The following is a 16,820-nucleotide window of genomic DNA, read 5'->3' as shown; positions in this document are numbered from 1 at the left end:
CTTTTTTCAGAGTAGATACCTAAGTCGCGTCCGAGACCGACAGGCCGGCGCCCGACTGCCTCATAGAATGGACCCCGGTGTTCACGACTTGGAATGTCGATGAGCGCGATGGCCTTTATTGTGGCATCTGGCGTTCGACACTGGGCAAGTCGCGCATCCGAACGATGAATGGAAATAGTGCGGCATCCTGAACGGCCATTTCATCGTCACCAGCCACGACGGAACCGATTACGAGGTTCACGAAGGCCGCAGCTTCATCCTGCGGGCCGGGTTCACCAACTCTCTGCTGCAACTGAAAATTTCGGGAATGTGGGAAACGGTTCTCTGACGAGTTTTATCGCGCCACCTGACGCCGTCGAAATTTGGGTAGTTCGGAATTTTGTTCTCCCAAATTTGGCCCTGATGCGGTGCATTAAAGTTTTTCAACACAATAGGCGTATTTCGTTGAAAAACTCCGATATCGGACCTTCAGGGCAAATCTGGCAGAATACTATTTTGATTTTCTAAAGTTTTTCCGTATTTTCTGAGTGTGCTATGATTAACGGAGAACAGGTTTCTGATTTCTGAAAATTTGCAGACGCAGCGAAGAGTTTTTCAACAGAATGGGCGGAAAGCGGACCTCCGCTGCAAGTGCGAAGCGGCGACTTCGGTGATCTTAAAGCGGACATTTTTGGACTGCCGTCACCAACGTCGTGGCGGCCTTCGGGTTCCGAGTGAGCAGTGGCTGGCGGCGCTGGTGCGCCCCGCGCGTGCCAAGGTTTTGATCCGGGCGGATGACCGAAGCTTCAGACCGGGGCCCGCTCCGGTCCGAGAGGAACGATACCGGTGGGGTTCAGCGCCTTGATCGAGTAGTAGCCGCGCTTGATGTGGTCAATGCTGACCGTATCGCGCACCCCGGGGATGGCGAGGATACGGGCTTGATAGCGGCTCAGGGCGGGATAGTCCGCGATGCGGCGCAGGTTGCACTTGAAGAGACCGAAATAGGCCACATCGAAGCGCACCAACGTCACGAAGAGCCGCAGATCGGCCTCGGTGAAGCGATCTCCCAAAAGGAACTTGCGGCCGTCAGCGAGGCGCTCCTCAAGTTCATTGAGCATCGCGAAGACATCGTGGAATGCTTCCTCATAGGCGACCTGCGTCGTCGCGAAGCCCGTGCGGTAGACGCCGTTGTTCAAGCTTGGATAGATGCGGTCGTTCAGAGCGTCGATTTTCTCGCGAAGGTCCACCGGATAGAGATCAATGTTTTCGTCTGTTAGCTCTCCGAAGCCGGAGTTCAGCATCCGCAGGATGTCGGCGGACTCGTTGTTCACGATGGTCCCGCGCTTCTTGTCCCAAAGCACCGGTACCGTCGCCCGGCCCGAGATAGTCGGATCGGCCCGGGTGTAGATCTCGTGCATGTAGGAAGCACCCTCAGCCTCGGCCGGATCGCCGAACCGCCAACCCTGGTCGGAGAGCTCCGGTTCGACCACGGAGACCGAGATCGCATCTTCCAGCTCCTTCAGCCTGCGCCCGATAAGCGTCCGCGAGGCCCACGGGCAGATCAGTGCAACGTAGAGGTGGTAGCGCCCCGGCTCGGCCTTGAAGCCGCCCTTGCCGGTCGCCCCGGCGCTGCCGTCCGGCGTGATCCAGTTGCGGAAGCTGGAGGTCTGGCGGACAAAGCCGCCTTTTTCGTCCTTGGCCTGGACCGGCTGCCAGTCGGCAACCCATTTTCCGTTTTTCAGCATGGTCGTCTCTCCTCAGGTCCTGAGCGTGATGGCGGTGCCCCAGGGGTCGTGCAGGGTGAGGCCGTTCGTGTCCGTGATACTTGCATTGCCGGCGCTTTCGGCTCGTGCGGCAATGGCCGCGAGGTCGTTCGGGCTCCGGACAAGAATCTCTACAGCATCGAGACCGGCCATCCCCTCGGGGCGTTTGCCGACCCGCCGGCTGTTCCAGATATTGCCGGCAAGCTGATGGTGGTAACCGCCGCTGCCGTAGAAGCTGGCACCCGGATAGCGCGCCGCGATATCAAGGCCGAGCACGTCGCGGTAGAAAGCATCGGCCTCGGCCGTGCCGCCCACTTGCAGGTGGACATGGCCGATGCTGCCGTTGTTCGGAAATCCTGACCATTCGGTGCCTTCGGCACTTTGCAGCAAGCCTGGCAGATCTAACGGGTCAGTGCTCATCTGGATCTCGCCGGCCTCACCAAGCCATGCCGAGACCGGTCGGTCCGCATAGACCTCGATGCCATTGCCCTCTGGATCGGCAAGGTAGATTGCCTCGCTGACGATATGATCCGAGGCCCCCTGAAGCGGCACCCGCGCCTCGGCGACATGGGCGACCCAGCGGGCCAGGTCAGATCGGGTTGGCATAAGGAAGGCGGTGTGAAAAAGTCCGGCCTGGCGCGGATCAAGCGGGGAGAGACTCGAGTCGCCCTCAAGTACCAGAAGTGGAGAGCTGCCGACGCCAAGGGTGACGCGATGGTCGCTGGTCGCGACCGCGCTAAGCCCGAGTACACTCTGGTAGAAGGTGGAGACCGCATCGAGATCACGCACCTTGAGCCGGACAGTCCCAACGCGAAGCGGTGCTGCATGCGTGTCGAAAAAGTTATTGTTAATGGTCATGTCAGTTCTCCTTCGTAGAGAGCGCGGCCGCGGGCGGTGGCTCGCGGCCGCCAAGGGCGTTCAGGCGAACTGGCCGCGCCGACGGTCGAGTTCCGTGATGTGCAGCGCGAAGGCTCCGCGTCCCAGGACGGCAACAACACCTTGCACTACCGCCCAGAACAGCGGGTATTCCCAGCCGCCACCTTCGTTCGAGAAGCTCCAACCAAAGCCGGAATGGGCCCAAGTCGCGCCCAGGAGGACAGGGATCAGTGCGAGCGAGACGAGGCGGGTGCCGACGCCGAGGATCAGGGCGATGCCGCCCGCCAGCTCTGCGAAGATCGTGAAGTAGGCGAGCACGCCGGGCAGGCCGAGGCTTTCGAAGAAGGCTACCGTGCCGGGGATCGTGAAGACGCTTACCTTCATCCAGCCATGGGCGAGGAATAGGACACCGGTCGAGATGCGAAGGGCGGCGGCGGCATAGGCGGTATTAGTTTGCGTGGTCATGTGAAATACTCCGTGGGGGTAGGTTAAGAAAACTGCCAGCGCGGTGCGATCTCGGTGCCGTGACCGAAGACGTAGCCGAACTGGATATTGAGGAAGCCGATGGGTTCGAGATAGCGAGCGTTGACGAGCGGGCCGGCATCGACCGGCTCGAGGCCAATATCGGCTGCCAGGGTCTTGACCGTTCCGCGCGCGGCATCGTCATCGGCGGCGACGAAAGCCCGGATCGGTTGTCCGTTCACCTTGAGGCCCTTGCCGTAGTTCTTGGCGAAGATCGTGTTAAAAGCCTTCACCATCGTCGCGCCAGCCCGCAGGGATGCAATCTCCTCGGCGGCCGAGGTTTTGTGCCTGACTTGAAGACCTGAGAAATCCTCGGTTACCGAGTTCGAGACATCGATGACGGTCTTGCCGATGAAGTCGGCCTTGCCGGCAAGTTCCGCAAGGGCGCCGTATGGCGTGGCCAGAACCACCAGCTCCGCCGAAGAGACGGCGGCGGAGAGATCGTCGCTGCGGCCGATGGTGGTCACCTCGTGACCGGCCCGGCCCAGCGCCAAAGCAAGCCCGGAGCCGACGTTTCCGTTTCCTATTACAGCGATACGCATTGCACTCTCCTTCGCTTCGCCGCCCTCGGGGCAGCCTGTGTTCACTGGAGCGAAAGTAAGGCTTCCCAATCTTCCATCAAATGACGATGTTATGGAATGACTGTCGCGATTTTGTTCCTAAAAGGATGCCCATGGATATTGTCGACGAGCTCAAGGCCTTCGTGGCCACCGCGCGGACCGGCTCCTTCACCGCGGGCGCCGCACAACTGGGTGTATCGAACCGCCTGACCTCGAAATACGTGGCCGAATTGGAAGCGCGCCTCGGCACGCGGCTACTCCAGCGAACGACCCGGAAGGTCGGGCTAACGCCGGCCGGAGAGGATCTTCTCGCGAGGGCGCCAGCCGTCCTCGATGAACTCGACGCTCTTCTGGGCTCCGTGTCAGAGGGGTCGCGCGGTTTGACCGGGATCATCCGGGTCTCGGCGCCTGTAACTTTTGGTGAGGTCTACGTGGCTGGCATGCTGGCCCGCTTTGCCGAAGCACACCCGGATGTGACTTTTGACCTGAGGCTGGACGATCGCTACGTCGACTTGGCCGCCGACGGCATCGACCTCGCGTTCCGGATGGGCGTGTCGGAGACGCTGTCACTGAAGACGCGCAAGCTCGGCATGTTTCACACCTCACTGGTGGCACATCCGGACTACGTGAATAAATATGGTTGTCCGCAAATACCAGATGACCTCTCTCGACACGCCTGCATCGTCGACACCAACCGGCGCCAGCCACATCGGTGGAGGTTCAGAAAGGACGGTGCTGAGGTCATCGCCCAAGTGCGAGGCAGATTCCATGTCAACTCAGCCAGGGCAGCAATCGAGCTGGCCGCGGTCGGCATGGGAGTCGCCTATGCGCCGCGGTTTGCTATCTCGGACATGCTGGAGACCGGGCGCCTTGTTCCTTTGCTGGAGGATTTCGACATGGATGGGGGGCCGATTACTGCCGTTTATCTTGAGGGTCGGACCTTACCTCGAAAGATACGGACGCTCATCGACTTCGCTGCCGAAGATGTGCGCGCCTTGCCTTGAAGAGGCGCGAAAAGCCAATCCGAGTGGGGTCAATCGACGCAACAAGAATGACAGCTTCGGGTAGGTTGCGACGCAGCGATAATCTACCTGACGACGGTCCGGTCTGTGCCGGGAGCGACTATAGGTATAACGGGCGGAATGCGGTCGTTCGCAGCGGCTTAAAATACGATTTCTCGCGATTTCGAAAGTCGACATTCCTGAGACTGTGCATTTGGTTTGATGATAGCTACGCTTCATGAACAGAAATTAGAAAAAGAAAGGTTTACTCGGCCATTGGCTTATTCCAACTGACGGACCGCTGTACCCTATACTGTCAATCTCCATGCACAGCCAATTTGTGTCGCAAATGGAGCCGCGGCCTGAACGGCGGTTTTTTTTAGGTCCTATTCTATGTTTCGACCTGCAATCAGCCATGGTTTTGGTTGCCCGTGCAAGGCTCGATAATCGGCTGATGATCCAAGTCATGATGCGGCGCAGGCGCGGGCTCTCAAATGCAGCATTGCCGCGAAGGGTATCAACCAAGACCTGCCCGTGTATCGCCGACAACCACTCCTCCTGCGCATTCTGATCCTCGAAGCATCATTGCTACCAGAGGACGCCGCATGACCAAGATTGATCAGATTGAAACCGTCGTTGTCGATGTCCCGACCATTCGCGGCCATGTACTTTCGATGGCGACGATGCGCTCGCAAACGGCCGTTCTTGTGCGGATCAGGTTTTCGGATGGATCGACTGGAATCGGGGAAGGCACGACAATCGGCGGCCTCACATATTGTGTCGAGAGCCCCGAAAGTATTCAATCTGCCATCGCTACTTACATCGCACCTGCACTCAAGGGCAAAGGTGCGGACGATGTGAACACCTCAATCCAGCTGATGGACAAGCTTGTGCGCGGCAACCGGATTGCCAAAGCGGCAGTTGAGATCGCGCTATGGGACGGGCTGGGCAAGCGTCTTGGTGTGCCGGTTTCGCAGTTGTTTGGCGGGCAGGTGTATGCCCGCATGCCGGTGGCATGGACGCTGGCTTCCGGCTCCTCCGATACCGATATCGCTGAGGCGCTGGAGATGATCGAGACGCGCCGCCATAATATATTCAAGCTCAAGATCGGCAAACGCTCTGTTCGCGATGATGTAGCCCATGTGGCCGCCATCAAACGCGCTGTGGGCGATGCAGGTTCTGTGCGGGTGGACATCAATCAAGCGTGGTCGTTACACGATGCGCGCTGGGGTCTCAAAGGGTTGCAGGACGCTGGTTGTGAGCTGGTCGAGCAGCCAGTGCAGGGCCGCTATGTCGAGGCGCAGCGCGAACTGACAGCGAAATACGAGATTGCGGTCATGGCGGACGAGGTACTGAACGGCCCCGAGGACGCGCTTGAGATTGCTGCCAATGCGGCGGCGGATGTCTTCGCGGTGAAAGTCGCACAATCGGGCGGGATCAAGCGCGCCTCCGAGGTTGTGGCCATCGGGCAGGCAGCGGGCCTTGGCCTCTACGCAGGCACCATGCTGGAGACTGGGCTGGGCACGGCGGCGGCGCTGCAGCTTTTCTGCACCGTCGAGAAGCTGAGTTGGGGGACCGAGTTGTTCGGCCCGCTTCTGCTGACCGACGATATTCTGGCAGAGCCGATAAATTACAATGATTTCTGCGTTGAGGTCCCGCAAGGCGTCGGCATTGGCGTGGCGCTCGACGACGACAAGGTCGCCTATTTCGACCGTAACAAGAGCACCCCGCAAAAGCATCTCGCGGAAGTTTAACACCATCAAAACGCCGCCAGCCACAAAGGCGCGGCACCCAGAGGAGGACTGAATATGTTTACCCATTCAAATCTCGACGAGCTTGAAAGCCGCCTTGACGGCATCGTGCAAGACGACCCAGAAAAGGGAATTTTCCGCGCCCGCCGCGACATGTTTACAGACGAAGAGCTGTTCGAGCTGGAGATGAAGCACATCTATGAGGGCAATTGGATTTACATGGCCCACGAGAGCCAGATCCCGAACCCGGGCGATTATTTCACACTGCATATGGGCCGCACACCTGTGGTCATCACCCGAGACAAAGACGGCGAGCTGAACGCACTGGTCAATTCCTGCTCGCACCGCGGTGCCATGCTGTGCCGGTTCAAGCGCCGCAACCAAAAGACATTTACCTGCCCATTCCACGGGTGGACCTTTGCCAACACCGGTAAGCTCCTGAAGGTCAAAGACCCCAAAGGCGCGGGCTACCCCGAGCAGTTCAACAAAGACGGCAGCCACGACATGACAAAAGTGGCGAAGTTCCAGAACTATCGCGGGTTCCTGTTCGGCTCGCTTAATGCTGATGTTGCACCGCTCGAGGAATACCTCGGCGAGGCCTGCAAGATGATCGACATGATCGTTGACCAGTCCGAGGACGGCATGGAAGTGCTGCGCGGCTCCTCCACCTACACCTTCGATGGCAACTGGAAGCTTCAGGCCGAGAACGGCGCGGATGGCTACCACGTCTCGGCGGTTCACTGGAATTACGTTGCCACCACATCGCACCGCACCGTGGACGGTAAAGAGGACAATATCAAAGCGACTGATGCCTCCAAATGGGCCAAGCAGAAGGGTGGTTTTCATTCCTATGTGAACGGCCACCTGCTGCTCTGGACCACATGGGACAATCCGACCACACGCCCGAACTATGCCCGTCTGGACGAATGGACCGAGACCTACGGCAAGACCAAGGCCGAATGGATGGTCGGCGTGCTGCGCAACCTCTGCGTCTACCCCAACGTCTTCTTGATGGACCAGTTCAGCAGCCAGATCCGAGTGTTTCGCCCGATCAGTGTCGATAAGACCGAAGTCACGATCTATTGCATCGCGCCAAAGGGCGAAGATCAGGTGTCACGCTCCTTGCGCATCCGCCAATATGAGGATTTTTTCAACGCTTCCGGCATGGCGACGCCCGATGACACCGAAGAATTCCGTGCGACCCAGCGCGGGTATGCGGGCGCTGCACACGCCAAATGGAACGACATCTGCCGGGGTGCAACCCAGTGGATCGAGGGGCCGGACGAGGATGCAAAGGCATTGGGGATCAATCCGATCATGTCAGGTGCGCGCACCGAGGACGAGGGATTGTTCGTGATCCAGCACACTCAATGGGCCGAGCGTATGGCAGCAGCCGTTGCCAAGGAACGCGAAAACGCAGCCAGTGCCCAAGTTGCGGCTGAATGAGGAGATAAGATCATGACAACTGCAACACTCGAGAAGACATCATCGTTGGGTTTCGAAGACATCCAGTCGTTCCTTTATGCCGAAGCGCGTGCCCTTGATGATCGCGATTGGGATACATGGCTGGGGTTTTATCACGCTGACTGCCCGTTCTGGATGCCCGCATGGGACGATGAGGACATGCTGACGGAAGATCCACAAAACGAGATGTCCCTGATCTATTACCCGAACAAATCGGGGATCGAGGACCGCGTATTCCGCATCCAGACGGACCGTTCCTCGGCCACGTCTCTGCCAGAGCCGCGTACCCAGCACCACCTTGCCAACATTGAGGTACTGAGCCGCGAAGGGACGCAGATCAAATTGCGCTTTAACTGGCACACGCTGACCTACCGCTATGGCAATACGGACAGCCATTGGGGGATGTCGTTCTACACGCTGGATACGTCCGGCCCCAAGCCTCTGATCACGGACAAGAAAATCGTGCTCAAGAACGACCACATCCACCACGTGATTGACGTCTACCACATCTAAAGCAGGCCAATACTGCGGTTTTTGACACAGCGCGCGCCCACCGACGGGCGCGCGACCAAGGGAGGAGTATGCCATGACAACCTATAACGTAGCCCTGAATTTCGAGGATGGCGTCACCCGCGTCATTCAATGTGAAGACGACGAGATGGTGACCGAGGCCGCCTTTCGCCAGAAAATTAACATCCCCATGGATTGCCGTGATGGCGTTTGCGGGACGTGCAAGTGCTTTGCCGAAAAGGGCGAGTTCGAGCTGGAATTCTACCTTGACGAAGCGATGACGGAGGAGGAAGCCGCCGAAGGCTATGTCCTGACCTGTCAGATGTCACCGTTGAGCGATTGTGTCGTGCGGGTGCCTGCTACCTCTGCTGTCTGCAAAACAGCGCCTGAGCCTGTGGTCGGCGAAGTTCTGGGTGTGGACCGGCTGTCCGATACGTCGTTTGGCCTGCGCGTTAAGATGGCCAAGACTATGGGCTTTCTGCCCGGTCAATATGTGAACGTCAGCGTGCCGGGCACAGACAAACACCGCTCCTATTCATTCTCGTCCAAACCGGGCGCGGATGAAGGCCATTTTTTGATCCGCAACATCCCCGGTGGTGTGATGAGCAGCTATCTGGGCGAGCGCGCCAAGGGTGGTGATGCAATCACGCTGACCGGACCGATGGGCGCATTCTACTTGCGCCCGATGGAACGTCCCCAGCTTTGGCTGGCAGGTGGTACGGGTCTTGCCCCCTTCCTGTCGATGCTGGAGCATCTGGCGGAGCAGGGCAACGATCAGCCGATCACGCTCTATTATGCAGTAACCCGTGCTGCGGATCTGGTGGAACTGGACCGCGTGCAAGCGCTGGCCAAGCAGATCGGCAATGTCACAGTGATCACGGTTCTGGCGGCAGAAGAGGACGCGCACGAACGTAAGGGTTTTGTCACCGATCATCTCTCGGGGGATGATCTGAACGGGGGCAATGTCGATGTCTATCTGTGTGGCCCGCCGCCCATGGTGGATGCGGTGCGTGGCCATTTCGCTACACTTGGTGTGGAACCTGCCAATTTCTACTTCGAGAAGTTCAACCCGACAGAAACAGAGGCGGATGCCGCATGATCCGCCGCTTTGAAGATAAGGTGATGGTCGTGACCGGTGCCGCCCAGGGCATCGGCCGCTGCGTGGCCGAGCGTGCAGCGGGTGAGGGCGCAAAGGTGCTGATCGTAGACCGCTCGCCCGCGCGCGACAACGTGGTGGCAGCGATCCGCGCCAACGGTGGTGTAGCAGAGGCGATCAATGTCGATCTGGAGACATGGACCGGTTGCGACGAGGCGATGGAAAAGGCCCAGAGCCTCTGGGGCCGCATTGATATTCTGGTCAACAACGTGGGCGGGACCATCTGGGCCAAACCATATGAGCATTATGAGCCCGCGCAAATCGACGCCGAAGTGCGCCGCTCGCTGTTCCCGACGCTTTATTGTTGCCGCGCCGCGATCGAGCGGATGCTGCCTCAAGGGTCAGGCGTGATCGTCAATGTCAGCTCCATCGCGACACGCGGGTTGAACCGTGTGCCTTACGCAGCGGCGAAGGGCGGCGTGAATGCCATCACTGCCAGTCTGGCGTGGGAAATGGCTGAGCGCGGTATTCGCGTTGTAGCCACGGCACCGGGCGGCACTGAAGCCCCCGAACGTGTGACCCCGCGCAACCCGGACGCAGAGCAGGAACAACGCGCGGATTGGTACCAGACCATCGTCGACCAGACGATCCAGTCCTCGCCCATGAAACGATACGGAACACTCGACGAACAGGCAGGGCCAATCCTGTTTCTGGCGTCGGATGACGCCTCCTACATCACGGGCCTCACTGTGCCCGTGGGCGGCGGCGACCTTGGATAGGCCGACATAAGAACGGTCTGAAAATCAACTGGAGGAACCAAAATGAAAACGACAACACTGGCGGCCATCGGCCTTGCCACCACTATCGCGACCACAGCAACCGCCGAGGACATCAAGATCGGCCTGCTGCTGCCCTATTCCGGCGTTTATGCGGCCCTTGGCAACGAGATTGACGCAGGCTTTGCGCTGGGGCTTGAGCAATTCGGCGGCGAGACAGATGCTACTTTCGAGATTGTCCGCGAGGACACCGAAGTGAAACCACCGGTTGCCCTTGGCAAAGCCAAGAAGCTGATCTTGCAAGAAAATGTGGACGTGATTGCGGGTATCGTAAGCTCGGGCGTTCTGGGCGCTGTTCGCGATATGGTCCACGGTGCAGGCGTGCCGCTGATTGTGTCTAACGCGGGCAATGATGAGGCGACGGGCGCAGATTGCTCCCCATTCATCACACGTATGTCGTTTTCCAACGGTCAGGTAAATCGCCCCATGGGCACATGGATGTATGAGCAGGGTGTCCGCAAGGTGTATACCCTTGCCCCTGATTATGCGGCCGGTCGTCAGATGATCGAAGCATTCGAGGCCACATTCACTGCCGCAGGTGGCGAGATTGTCGGGCAAGACTTCACGCCCTTCCAGAAAACACAAGATTTTGGCCCCTACCTGACCCAAGCCAAATCCAGCGGTGCCGATGCGGTCTATGTGTTCTATGCAGGCGGTGAGGCGATCTCCTTCGTCAAACAATACGACAGCTTTGGTCTGAAGGCTGAACTGCCGCTCTATGGCTCGGGTTTTCTCACATCGTCGCTTTATGTGAACGCACAAGGTCCTGCGGCTGAGGGGGTGATCGCTGCGTCACATTACGTCCCAACAATCGAAAACGATGCGAATGTGGTCTTCGTGGACGGCTTTACGGCCAAAATCGGCCGCGCCCCGTCCGAGTTTGCGGTTCAGGGCTATGATGCCGCACGCGCGCTCATCGAGGCGACAAAAGCGGGTGCGACAGACCGCGCTTCGCTTGCTGCCGCCCTGCGTCAGGTCACGTTCGACGGACCACGCGGCACATTGTCGATTGATCCTGCGACCAACAACATCGTGCAGCCGATCTATGTCTACGAGACTGTCGCAGGTGCAGATGGCCTCACGCAAAAAGTTCTGGCCCAGCTGCCGTCCGAAGCTGATCCTGCCAATGGTTGCGTGATGGATCCGGTATCTAACTAAAACAACAACCCGGCTGCGTTTTGTGGCCGGGTTTTTCATGTGGGGGGAGGTCCTAAAATGACAACCGATCTTGGCTTCTGGACGCTACAGGCGCTCAACGCGCTACAGCTGTCGATGCTTTTGTTTCTTCTATCTGTCGGCCTGACTGTGATCTTCGGCCTGATGCATTTCGTTAACCTTGCCCATGGTGCGCTTTATGCCCTTGGTGCGTATTTCGCGGCCTCTTTTGCCGCGATCTGGGGCTACTGGGCGGCGTTTTTACTCGCGCCTGTGGCTGTCGCGGGAGTGGGGGTTCTGCTCTATTCTGGCTTCATCCAGCGGATGCGCAAATCGGGGCCGATGGCGCAAGTTCTGGTGACTTTTGGCCTTATTTTCGTGCTGTTAGACCTGACCCGCATCGTCTGGGGCGATCTGCCTCTTGCGATCGAAGTGCCAGCAATGCTGGGCGGACGGCTCGCGTTCCTCGGTGTCGAATATCCGACTTATCGTTTGTTTATCATTGTTCTTGGCCTCGTCGTTTTAGCCGGTCTCGCCTTCGTTCTGGGGCGGACTCAGATCGGTGCGATGATCCGGGCAGGTGTCGACAACGACGAGATGGCCGCCTGTCTGGGCATCAACGTGGAGCGTCTTTTCTTCTGCGTTTTCTGCGTCGGTTGCGCGCTGGCGGGTCTGGCCGGTGCAGTCGCTGCGCCGCTGCTCAGCGTCTCGCCCGATATGGGGCTGCAAATCCTGATCCCCACGCTGATCGTGATCGTGATCGGCGGTCTCGGGTCGCTCAAGGGCGCTGTCGCGGGATCGCTTATCTACGGCTTTGTGCAGACTTTCGGGGCCGTGTTGGCACCGCAACTCTCTTCTGTTCTCATTTACGCCCTGTTGGCCGCGGTCCTTGTGATCAAGCCGGTGGGCCTCTTTCCGGCGAAAGGATAGATCATGTTCCATCACACGCCTTTCCGATATGCGGCCTTGGTGCTCTTGGCATCGGGTGCGCTGTTTCAGGCCTTCACGGCACAATACTTCGGGCTGGAAATTCTGACCGAAATTCTCATCCTCGCCATGTTGGTGCTGGCGCTTGATATGGTAGCCGGATTTGGCGGCATGGTATCACTGTGCCACGGCGCGCTAATGGGGGTGGGGGCTTATGGCTATGCTGTGCTCTCCACCACGGCAGGTCTCACCCCGCCAGTAGCGATGGCGGCGGCCGTGGGTATCACCGCTGGCATCTCATGGGTCATCGGTGCGATCTGTTCGCGCAGCCATGGCATCTATTTCATCATGGCAACGCTCGCCTTTGGCCAGATGGCCTATTCCTATGTGTTCGAGGCTCCGATCTTTGGCGGTGATGACGGCTTGGGCGGGATCGAGCGTCTTGATCTGTCCATCATCGGCGTCGATCTGAATGACACGCGCACATTTGCACTGTTCTGCCTCGTCACACTGGCCGCCATGTACGGGCTTGCGGTTATGATCCTGCGCTCGGGGCTTGGCCGCTCCTTCTCAGGGGTGATGCACAATGAGCAGCGGATGCGCGCACTCGGCCTGACCGTGTGGCGGATAAAGGCCGATGTCTTCGGGCTTTCGGGCATGATTGCAGGCGTTGCCGGCGTTCTGGCAGCACAACACATCATGTATATCTCGCCCGGATTGATGGCCTGGACCGTCTCAGGCGAAGCCCTTGTTGTCGTGATCCTTGGCGGGCTTGGCACATTGGTTGGGCCGCTGGTGGGAGCTGCAGTCTTTGTGGTGCTCAAGCACGAGCTGAGCTCCCTCACGACCTACTGGCACCTGATCGTGGGCGTCATTCTGATCGGTGTCGTGATGAGCCGCGCCAATGGGATTTTCGGCTTCATCGAGAATTCCTTCGCAGCGCGCAGCAAGACGACAGAGATAAACCCGAAAGCCATGGAGGTGACAAAAGATGCTTGAGACACGCAACTTGAACAAAAGCTTCGGCGCGGTTCATGTCACCCGAGATGTCTCGCTCAAGCTTGAGCGCGGCGAGCGGCGGGTGATCCTCGGGCCGAATGGGGCGGGCAAGACTACGCTGTTTAACCAGCTGGTTGGCGAGCTGACGCCCGACAGTGGAACTGTGAATCTGGCGGGTGAGGATGTTACCGCACTGCCGGTGGCCAAGCGTGCGCGGCAAGGACTATCGCGCAGCTATCAGAAAAACACGTTGTTCGACGGACTGACCGTTGAAGAGAACCTTGGCCTTGCGGCTGCGATCCATACGGGCAATGCAACCACGTTATGGTCGGACAGCCTTGGCAAAGCGGAGGTGCGCGAGATCGTCAAGGATGTTGCCAATCAGGTGGACCTGATGCCGTTCCTGCATGCAAAAGTCTCGCAGATCAGCTATGGTGTGCGGCGTCAGCTGGAGGTCGGTGTGGCGCTGGCCACGCGTCCGCTGGTTCTGTTGATGGACGAGCCGACGAGCGGTGTGGGGCCGGAGATGGCCAAAGGTTTCCATGATCTGCTGAACAACCTGCCACGTGATTTGACCTTGTTGATCATCGAGCATGACATGGACCTCGCTTTTGACGTGGCCGATACGATCACCGTGCTGAACTATGGCGAGGTCGTCTTTGATGGGCTGCCGGATGCTGCACGCGGGTCTGATCTGCTCAAAGAAATCTATTTGGGGAGCTGGGAAGATGCTTGAACTGAATGCAGTGAATTCCGGCTACGGCGAAACACAGGTCCTGTACGGGATGAACGTCACCGCGCAACCTGGCCGCGTGCTGGCCATTCTGGGGCGCAACGGAGCGGGCAAATCTACTACCCTCAAGACGATCATGGGGTTGTTGCCGACGAAGTCTGGCACGATCACATTTGATGGCGCACCCATTGCCAAGCGGCCTTTTGACATCGCCAAATCCGGCATCGCCTATGTGCCTGAGACGCGCGATATCTTCCCCTCGCTCAGCGTGCGCGAAAACCTCGAGATCGCCTCGAAACGCTTTGGTGATGGTGCGTGGACGATCGAGCGGGTGATCGACCTGTTCCCGCGGCTGGGCGAGCGGTTGGACAATGGCGGCATGCAACTGTCGGGCGGAGAGCAGCAGATGCTTGCCATCGCACGTGCGCTACTGATGAATCCGCGCCTGCTGGTGCTGGATGAGCCGACAGAGGGGCTTGCTCCAATCATTGTGAAGCTGATCCATGACAAATTGCAGGATCTGCGCCGCGAAGGCCTGTCGATGGTGCTGGTCGAGCAGAACTTCGGGTTTGCCACATCTCTGGCCGACGATGTCGTCGTCGTGGGTAAAGGTCAGGTGGTCTGGAGCGGCAGCGCGGATGAAATCCGTGCCGACGTTGAAACACAGCATAAATGGCTGGGTGTCTGAACCCGGAGAGGTGCGGGTTTTACCGTGCCTCGCGTGCGACGCTTTGTGCCACCTTGATGAAGTTCTGCACATGCACACCCTGTTCGTCGACGCGGTAGTTGACGGATAGGGATGTCCGCGCAATCTCCGGCTCGATCCGCAGGAACTTGATCCCGTTGCGCGGGGCAGAACCTACAGAGCTGGGCACGACACAAACCCCTTCGCCAATCGCCACAAGGCTCAGCGCGGTTTGCAGGTCCATGGTGAATACTCGCTTTGGCACAGGAAACCCTGCTTCTGTGCAGGCGTTTATCACTGTATCGGCATAGCTGGGGCGGGGGTATTCAGGGTATAGGATCAGGTTGTGCGTCTCAAGGCGCCGAAGGTCGGCGACCTCGCGCGTGCCTGTATCCAGCGTGTCGGGAAGTGCCAGGATCAGATCCTCTTTAACTAAATGCTTTACCGCAAATTCTGCATCATCCAGCGCAGGACGTGCAACAGCCACATCAATCATGCGCGCCACCAGTTGCTTTCGTAATTGGGCGTTGTTCATCGGCTGGAGGCTCAGGTTGATCGACGGATAGGCGGCGCGGAACGCTTTGACGATATTCGGTAAAATTCCATAGGTGGAGGAGCCGACAAAGCCGATGCGCAAACGCCCTTCCGCCCCTTGGCCAAGCCTGCGCATTTCGAGCTTTGTATCATCCAGCAAGGCGAGGATCGCGCGGCTGCGCTCCAGCAGTTTCTCGCCCGCTTGGGTCAGGCTGATCGCACTGCGCCCGCGGTTGAATAGGACCGCTTCCAGCTCCTCCTCGATCTGTTTGATCTGTCGGCTCAGCGGCGGTTGCGCCATATCCAGCCGCTCTGCGGCGCGGCCGAAATGCAGCTCCTCCGCGACGGCAATGAAATAGGTCATCTGTTTGAAGTTCATTTATCCTCCCGTGAAAATGGAGATCTCCCGCAAACTGCTCTCCCAAGCAATCGTTTCCGGTTTGCTACCTTAGACCGCGTGTTTGCATAAAAAAAGGCCCCCGCATTAGCGGAGGCCAGTCTCAGGGAGATTTTGCGGTTTACTCGGCGGCGATGGCCTCAGACTTGATGACAAAGTCGAATTCGAAGTGCAGGTCTGTCTTCAACTCGGGTGCTGCTTTTTTGAACGTACCGATCAGGCTTTCCTTGACAGCAAACACGCTATCATCGTCGAGCCATTTGCTCTCTGCATCATAAATCTGGCTGATCAGCGGGCGGAAGCCGTCTTTGGAAATGATGAAGTGCATGTGCCCCGGACGGTTTGGGTGGTGCCCCATATAGCGCAGCAATTCGCCAGCGGTTTCATTGTCGGGGATCGGATAAGGCACGGGGCGCACGGCGACAAAGGCATAATGGCCATTCTCGTCCGTCTCGAAGCGGCCGCGCAGATTATATTCCGGCTGATCGGGGTCGAGGTTTTCATACACGCCGTTTGGCGCATCTTCCCAGACGTCCATCTGGACACCGGCCACGCCATTGCCGTTTGCGTCACGAATGTACCCCTCGAAATAGGCGGTTTCTTCGTTGTCGTAGTGCTTTTTGATGGTAGACGCACCTTTTGGTAGAACCGGCGGGTTTTCACGGTAGAAGGGTCCAAGCACGGTGGACTCGCTCTCGGGTCCGTCAACGGGGTTGGACAACATATCCACCAGCACTTCGACGCCCAGAATGTCACCCAGCAGGATGAATTCCTGACGGTTCTCGTCACAGGTCTGGCCTGCGCGCTTGAGGTATTCGCAGCCCTCAAGGAATTCGCCGTGCTGCAGGTTCACGTCTTTGCAAAAACCGTGCAGGTGACGGATGAGCGATGACATGATCTCGCGCTGGCGGTCGGTGATGTCACCGTGCTGACCCAGACTTGCGATGACCACGTCGCTGATGTTGTCGATGTTAACGATACCCATTTTTCTTCCTCCAAAGTGGCAATGTTGGTGCCGGTTTGGGCGCCTTG

Annotated in this window: 18 protein-coding genes; 11 read left to right on the top strand and 7 right to left on the bottom strand. The window is 58.5% G+C overall.

The genetic code is table 11. The annotated features are described in order from the left end of the window. Window positions 1–115 precede the first annotated feature (115 nt). The 5 genes from GLP52_RS19670 to GLP52_RS08235 all read right to left on the bottom strand — a co-directional run bounded on the left by GLP52_RS19670 (window position 116) and on the right by GLP52_RS08235 (window position 3,682). Entirely contained in the window at window positions 116–292 is a 177-nt protein-coding gene (locus GLP52_RS19670) for a hypothetical protein (RefSeq protein WP_272903356.1), read from the bottom strand. 493 nt (window positions 293–785) lie between these two features. Continuing rightward, window positions 786–1,724, bottom strand: coding sequence for a glutathione S-transferase family protein (locus GLP52_RS08250; RefSeq protein WP_237272096.1), 939 nt, complete (start codon window positions 1,722–1,724; stop codon window positions 786–788). Window positions 1,725–1,736: 12 nt separating this feature from the next. After that, a complete protein-coding gene (locus GLP52_RS08245; RefSeq protein ID WP_237272095.1) occupies window positions 1,737–2,600 on the bottom strand; it encodes a VOC family protein in 864 nt (287 codons plus the stop codon). 60 nt (window positions 2,601–2,660) lie between these two features. Beyond that, on the bottom strand, window positions 2,661–3,083 hold the full coding sequence (locus GLP52_RS08240; protein ID WP_237272094.1) for a DoxX family protein: 423 nt from the start codon (window positions 3,081–3,083) through the stop codon (window positions 2,661–2,663). A gap of 23 nt (window positions 3,084–3,106) precedes the next feature. Next, entirely contained in the window at window positions 3,107–3,682 is a 576-nt protein-coding gene (locus tag GLP52_RS08235; RefSeq protein ID WP_237272093.1) for an NADPH-dependent F420 reductase, read from the bottom strand. 131 nt (window positions 3,683–3,813) lie between these two features. Here GLP52_RS08235 and GLP52_RS08230 point away from each other — a divergent pair, with 131 nt between their 5' ends. From GLP52_RS08230 to GLP52_RS08180, 11 genes are all read left to right on the top strand, one after another. Next, the gene (locus GLP52_RS08230; protein WP_237272092.1) at window positions 3,814–4,704 is read left to right on the top strand and encodes a LysR family transcriptional regulator; all 891 of its coding nucleotides are present in this window, start codon (window positions 3,814–3,816) and stop codon (window positions 4,702–4,704) included. Between the two features lie 602 nt (window positions 4,705–5,306). Beyond that, window positions 5,307–6,455 carry a muconate cycloisomerase family protein gene (locus GLP52_RS08225; protein WP_237272091.1) on the top strand — a complete coding sequence of 383 codons (1,149 nt, stop codon included), beginning with the start codon at window positions 5,307–5,309 and terminating at the stop codon, window positions 6,453–6,455. Window positions 6,456–6,509: 54 nt separating this feature from the next. After that, on the top strand, window positions 6,510–7,898 hold the full coding sequence (benA, locus tag GLP52_RS08220; RefSeq protein WP_237272090.1) for a benzoate 1,2-dioxygenase large subunit: 1,389 nt from the start codon (window positions 6,510–6,512) through the stop codon (window positions 7,896–7,898). 12 nt (window positions 7,899–7,910) lie between these two features. Beyond that, window positions 7,911–8,429: a benzoate 1,2-dioxygenase small subunit gene (benB, locus tag GLP52_RS08215; RefSeq protein ID WP_237272089.1), complete on the top strand. Its 519-nt coding sequence runs from the start codon at window positions 7,911–7,913 to the stop codon at window positions 8,427–8,429. A 73-nt stretch (window positions 8,430–8,502) separates the two neighbouring features. Beyond that, on the top strand, window positions 8,503–9,525 hold the full coding sequence (benC, locus tag GLP52_RS08210) for a benzoate 1,2-dioxygenase electron transfer component BenC (RefSeq protein WP_237272088.1): 1,023 nt from the start codon (window positions 8,503–8,505) through the stop codon (window positions 9,523–9,525). Next, window positions 9,522–10,301, top strand: coding sequence for a benzoate diol dehydrogenase BenD (gene benD / locus GLP52_RS08205; RefSeq protein ID WP_237272087.1), 780 nt, complete (start codon window positions 9,522–9,524; stop codon window positions 10,299–10,301). Before benC ends, benD begins: the two co-directional genes overlap by 4 nt. Window positions 10,302–10,343: 42 nt before the next feature. Beyond that, complete coding sequence (locus GLP52_RS08200; protein WP_237272086.1) at window positions 10,344–11,516, top strand: ABC transporter substrate-binding protein; 1,173 nt, start codon at window positions 10,344–10,346, stop codon at window positions 11,514–11,516. A gap of 57 nt (window positions 11,517–11,573) precedes the next feature. Further along, on the top strand, window positions 11,574–12,443 hold the full coding sequence (locus GLP52_RS08195) for a branched-chain amino acid ABC transporter permease (protein ID WP_237272085.1): 870 nt from the start codon (window positions 11,574–11,576) through the stop codon (window positions 12,441–12,443). Window positions 12,444–12,446: 3 nt separating this feature from the next. Further along, on the top strand, window positions 12,447–13,439 hold the full coding sequence (locus GLP52_RS08190; RefSeq protein ID WP_237272084.1) for a branched-chain amino acid ABC transporter permease: 993 nt from the start codon (window positions 12,447–12,449) through the stop codon (window positions 13,437–13,439). Next, on the top strand, window positions 13,432–14,175 hold the full coding sequence (locus GLP52_RS08185; protein WP_237272083.1) for an ABC transporter ATP-binding protein: 744 nt from the start codon (window positions 13,432–13,434) through the stop codon (window positions 14,173–14,175). The genes GLP52_RS08190 and GLP52_RS08185 overlap by 8 nt, the downstream gene beginning before the upstream one ends. Then, window positions 14,168–14,860, top strand: coding sequence for an ABC transporter ATP-binding protein (locus GLP52_RS08180; protein WP_237272082.1), 693 nt, complete (start codon window positions 14,168–14,170; stop codon window positions 14,858–14,860). The genes GLP52_RS08185 and GLP52_RS08180 overlap by 8 nt, the downstream gene beginning before the upstream one ends. 19 nt (window positions 14,861–14,879) lie before the next feature. Here GLP52_RS08180 and GLP52_RS08175 read toward each other — a convergent pair whose 3' ends face one another. Continuing rightward, window positions 14,880–15,770 carry a LysR family transcriptional regulator gene (locus GLP52_RS08175; protein ID WP_237272081.1) on the bottom strand — a complete coding sequence of 297 codons (891 nt, stop codon included), beginning with the start codon at window positions 15,768–15,770 and terminating at the stop codon, window positions 14,880–14,882. Between the two features lie 139 nt (window positions 15,771–15,909). Next, window positions 15,910–16,773, bottom strand: a complete 864-nt coding sequence (locus GLP52_RS08170; RefSeq protein WP_237272080.1) for a dioxygenase family protein — start codon at window positions 16,771–16,773, stop codon at window positions 15,910–15,912. Between the last annotated feature and the right edge of the window lie 47 nt (window positions 16,774–16,820).

Origin of the sequence: Sulfitobacter sp. M22 (genome assembly GCF_021736025.1) — a bacterium.
In the GTDB taxonomy this organism is placed as follows: Bacteria; Pseudomonadota; Alphaproteobacteria; order Rhodobacterales; family Rhodobacteraceae; genus Sulfitobacter; species Sulfitobacter litoralis.
Note: the sequence above shows the minus strand (reverse complement) of the source record. Positions and strands in the feature narration are given on the sequence as shown.

Coding starts and splice junctions, on each gene's coding strand:
- GLP52_RS08250 (WP_237272096.1), bottom strand. CDS start 1,724: ATGCTGAAAAACGGAAAATGGGTTGCCGACTGGCAGCCGGTCCAGGCC.
- GLP52_RS08245 (WP_237272095.1), bottom strand. CDS start 2,600: ATGACCATTAACAATAACTTTTTCGACACGCATGCAGCACCGCTTCGC.
- GLP52_RS08240 (WP_237272094.1), bottom strand. CDS start 3,083: ATGACCACGCAAACTAATACCGCCTATGCCGCCGCCGCCCTTCGCATC.
- GLP52_RS08235 (WP_237272093.1), bottom strand. CDS start 3,682: ATGCGTATCGCTGTAATAGGAAACGGAAACGTCGGCTCCGGGCTTGCT.
- GLP52_RS08230 (WP_237272092.1), top strand. CDS start 3,814: ATGGATATTGTCGACGAGCTCAAGGCCTTCGTGGCCACCGCGCGGACC.
- GLP52_RS08225 (WP_237272091.1), top strand. CDS start 5,307: ATGACCAAGATTGATCAGATTGAAACCGTCGTTGTCGATGTCCCGACC.
- benA (WP_237272090.1), top strand. CDS start 6,510: ATGTTTACCCATTCAAATCTCGACGAGCTTGAAAGCCGCCTTGACGGC.
- benB (WP_237272089.1), top strand. CDS start 7,911: ATGACAACTGCAACACTCGAGAAGACATCATCGTTGGGTTTCGAAGAC.
- benC (WP_237272088.1), top strand. CDS start 8,503: ATGACAACCTATAACGTAGCCCTGAATTTCGAGGATGGCGTCACCCGC.
- benD (WP_237272087.1), top strand. CDS start 9,522: ATGATCCGCCGCTTTGAAGATAAGGTGATGGTCGTGACCGGTGCCGCC.
- GLP52_RS08200 (WP_237272086.1), top strand. CDS start 10,344: ATGAAAACGACAACACTGGCGGCCATCGGCCTTGCCACCACTATCGCG.
- GLP52_RS08195 (WP_237272085.1), top strand. CDS start 11,574: ATGACAACCGATCTTGGCTTCTGGACGCTACAGGCGCTCAACGCGCTA.
- GLP52_RS08190 (WP_237272084.1), top strand. CDS start 12,447: ATGTTCCATCACACGCCTTTCCGATATGCGGCCTTGGTGCTCTTGGCA.
- GLP52_RS08185 (WP_237272083.1), top strand. CDS start 13,432: ATGCTTGAGACACGCAACTTGAACAAAAGCTTCGGCGCGGTTCATGTC.
- GLP52_RS08180 (WP_237272082.1), top strand. CDS start 14,168: ATGCTTGAACTGAATGCAGTGAATTCCGGCTACGGCGAAACACAGGTC.
- GLP52_RS08175 (WP_237272081.1), bottom strand. CDS start 15,770: ATGAACTTCAAACAGATGACCTATTTCATTGCCGTCGCGGAGGAGCTG.
- GLP52_RS08170 (WP_237272080.1), bottom strand. CDS start 16,773: ATGGGTATCGTTAACATCGACAACATCAGCGACGTGGTCATCGCAAGT.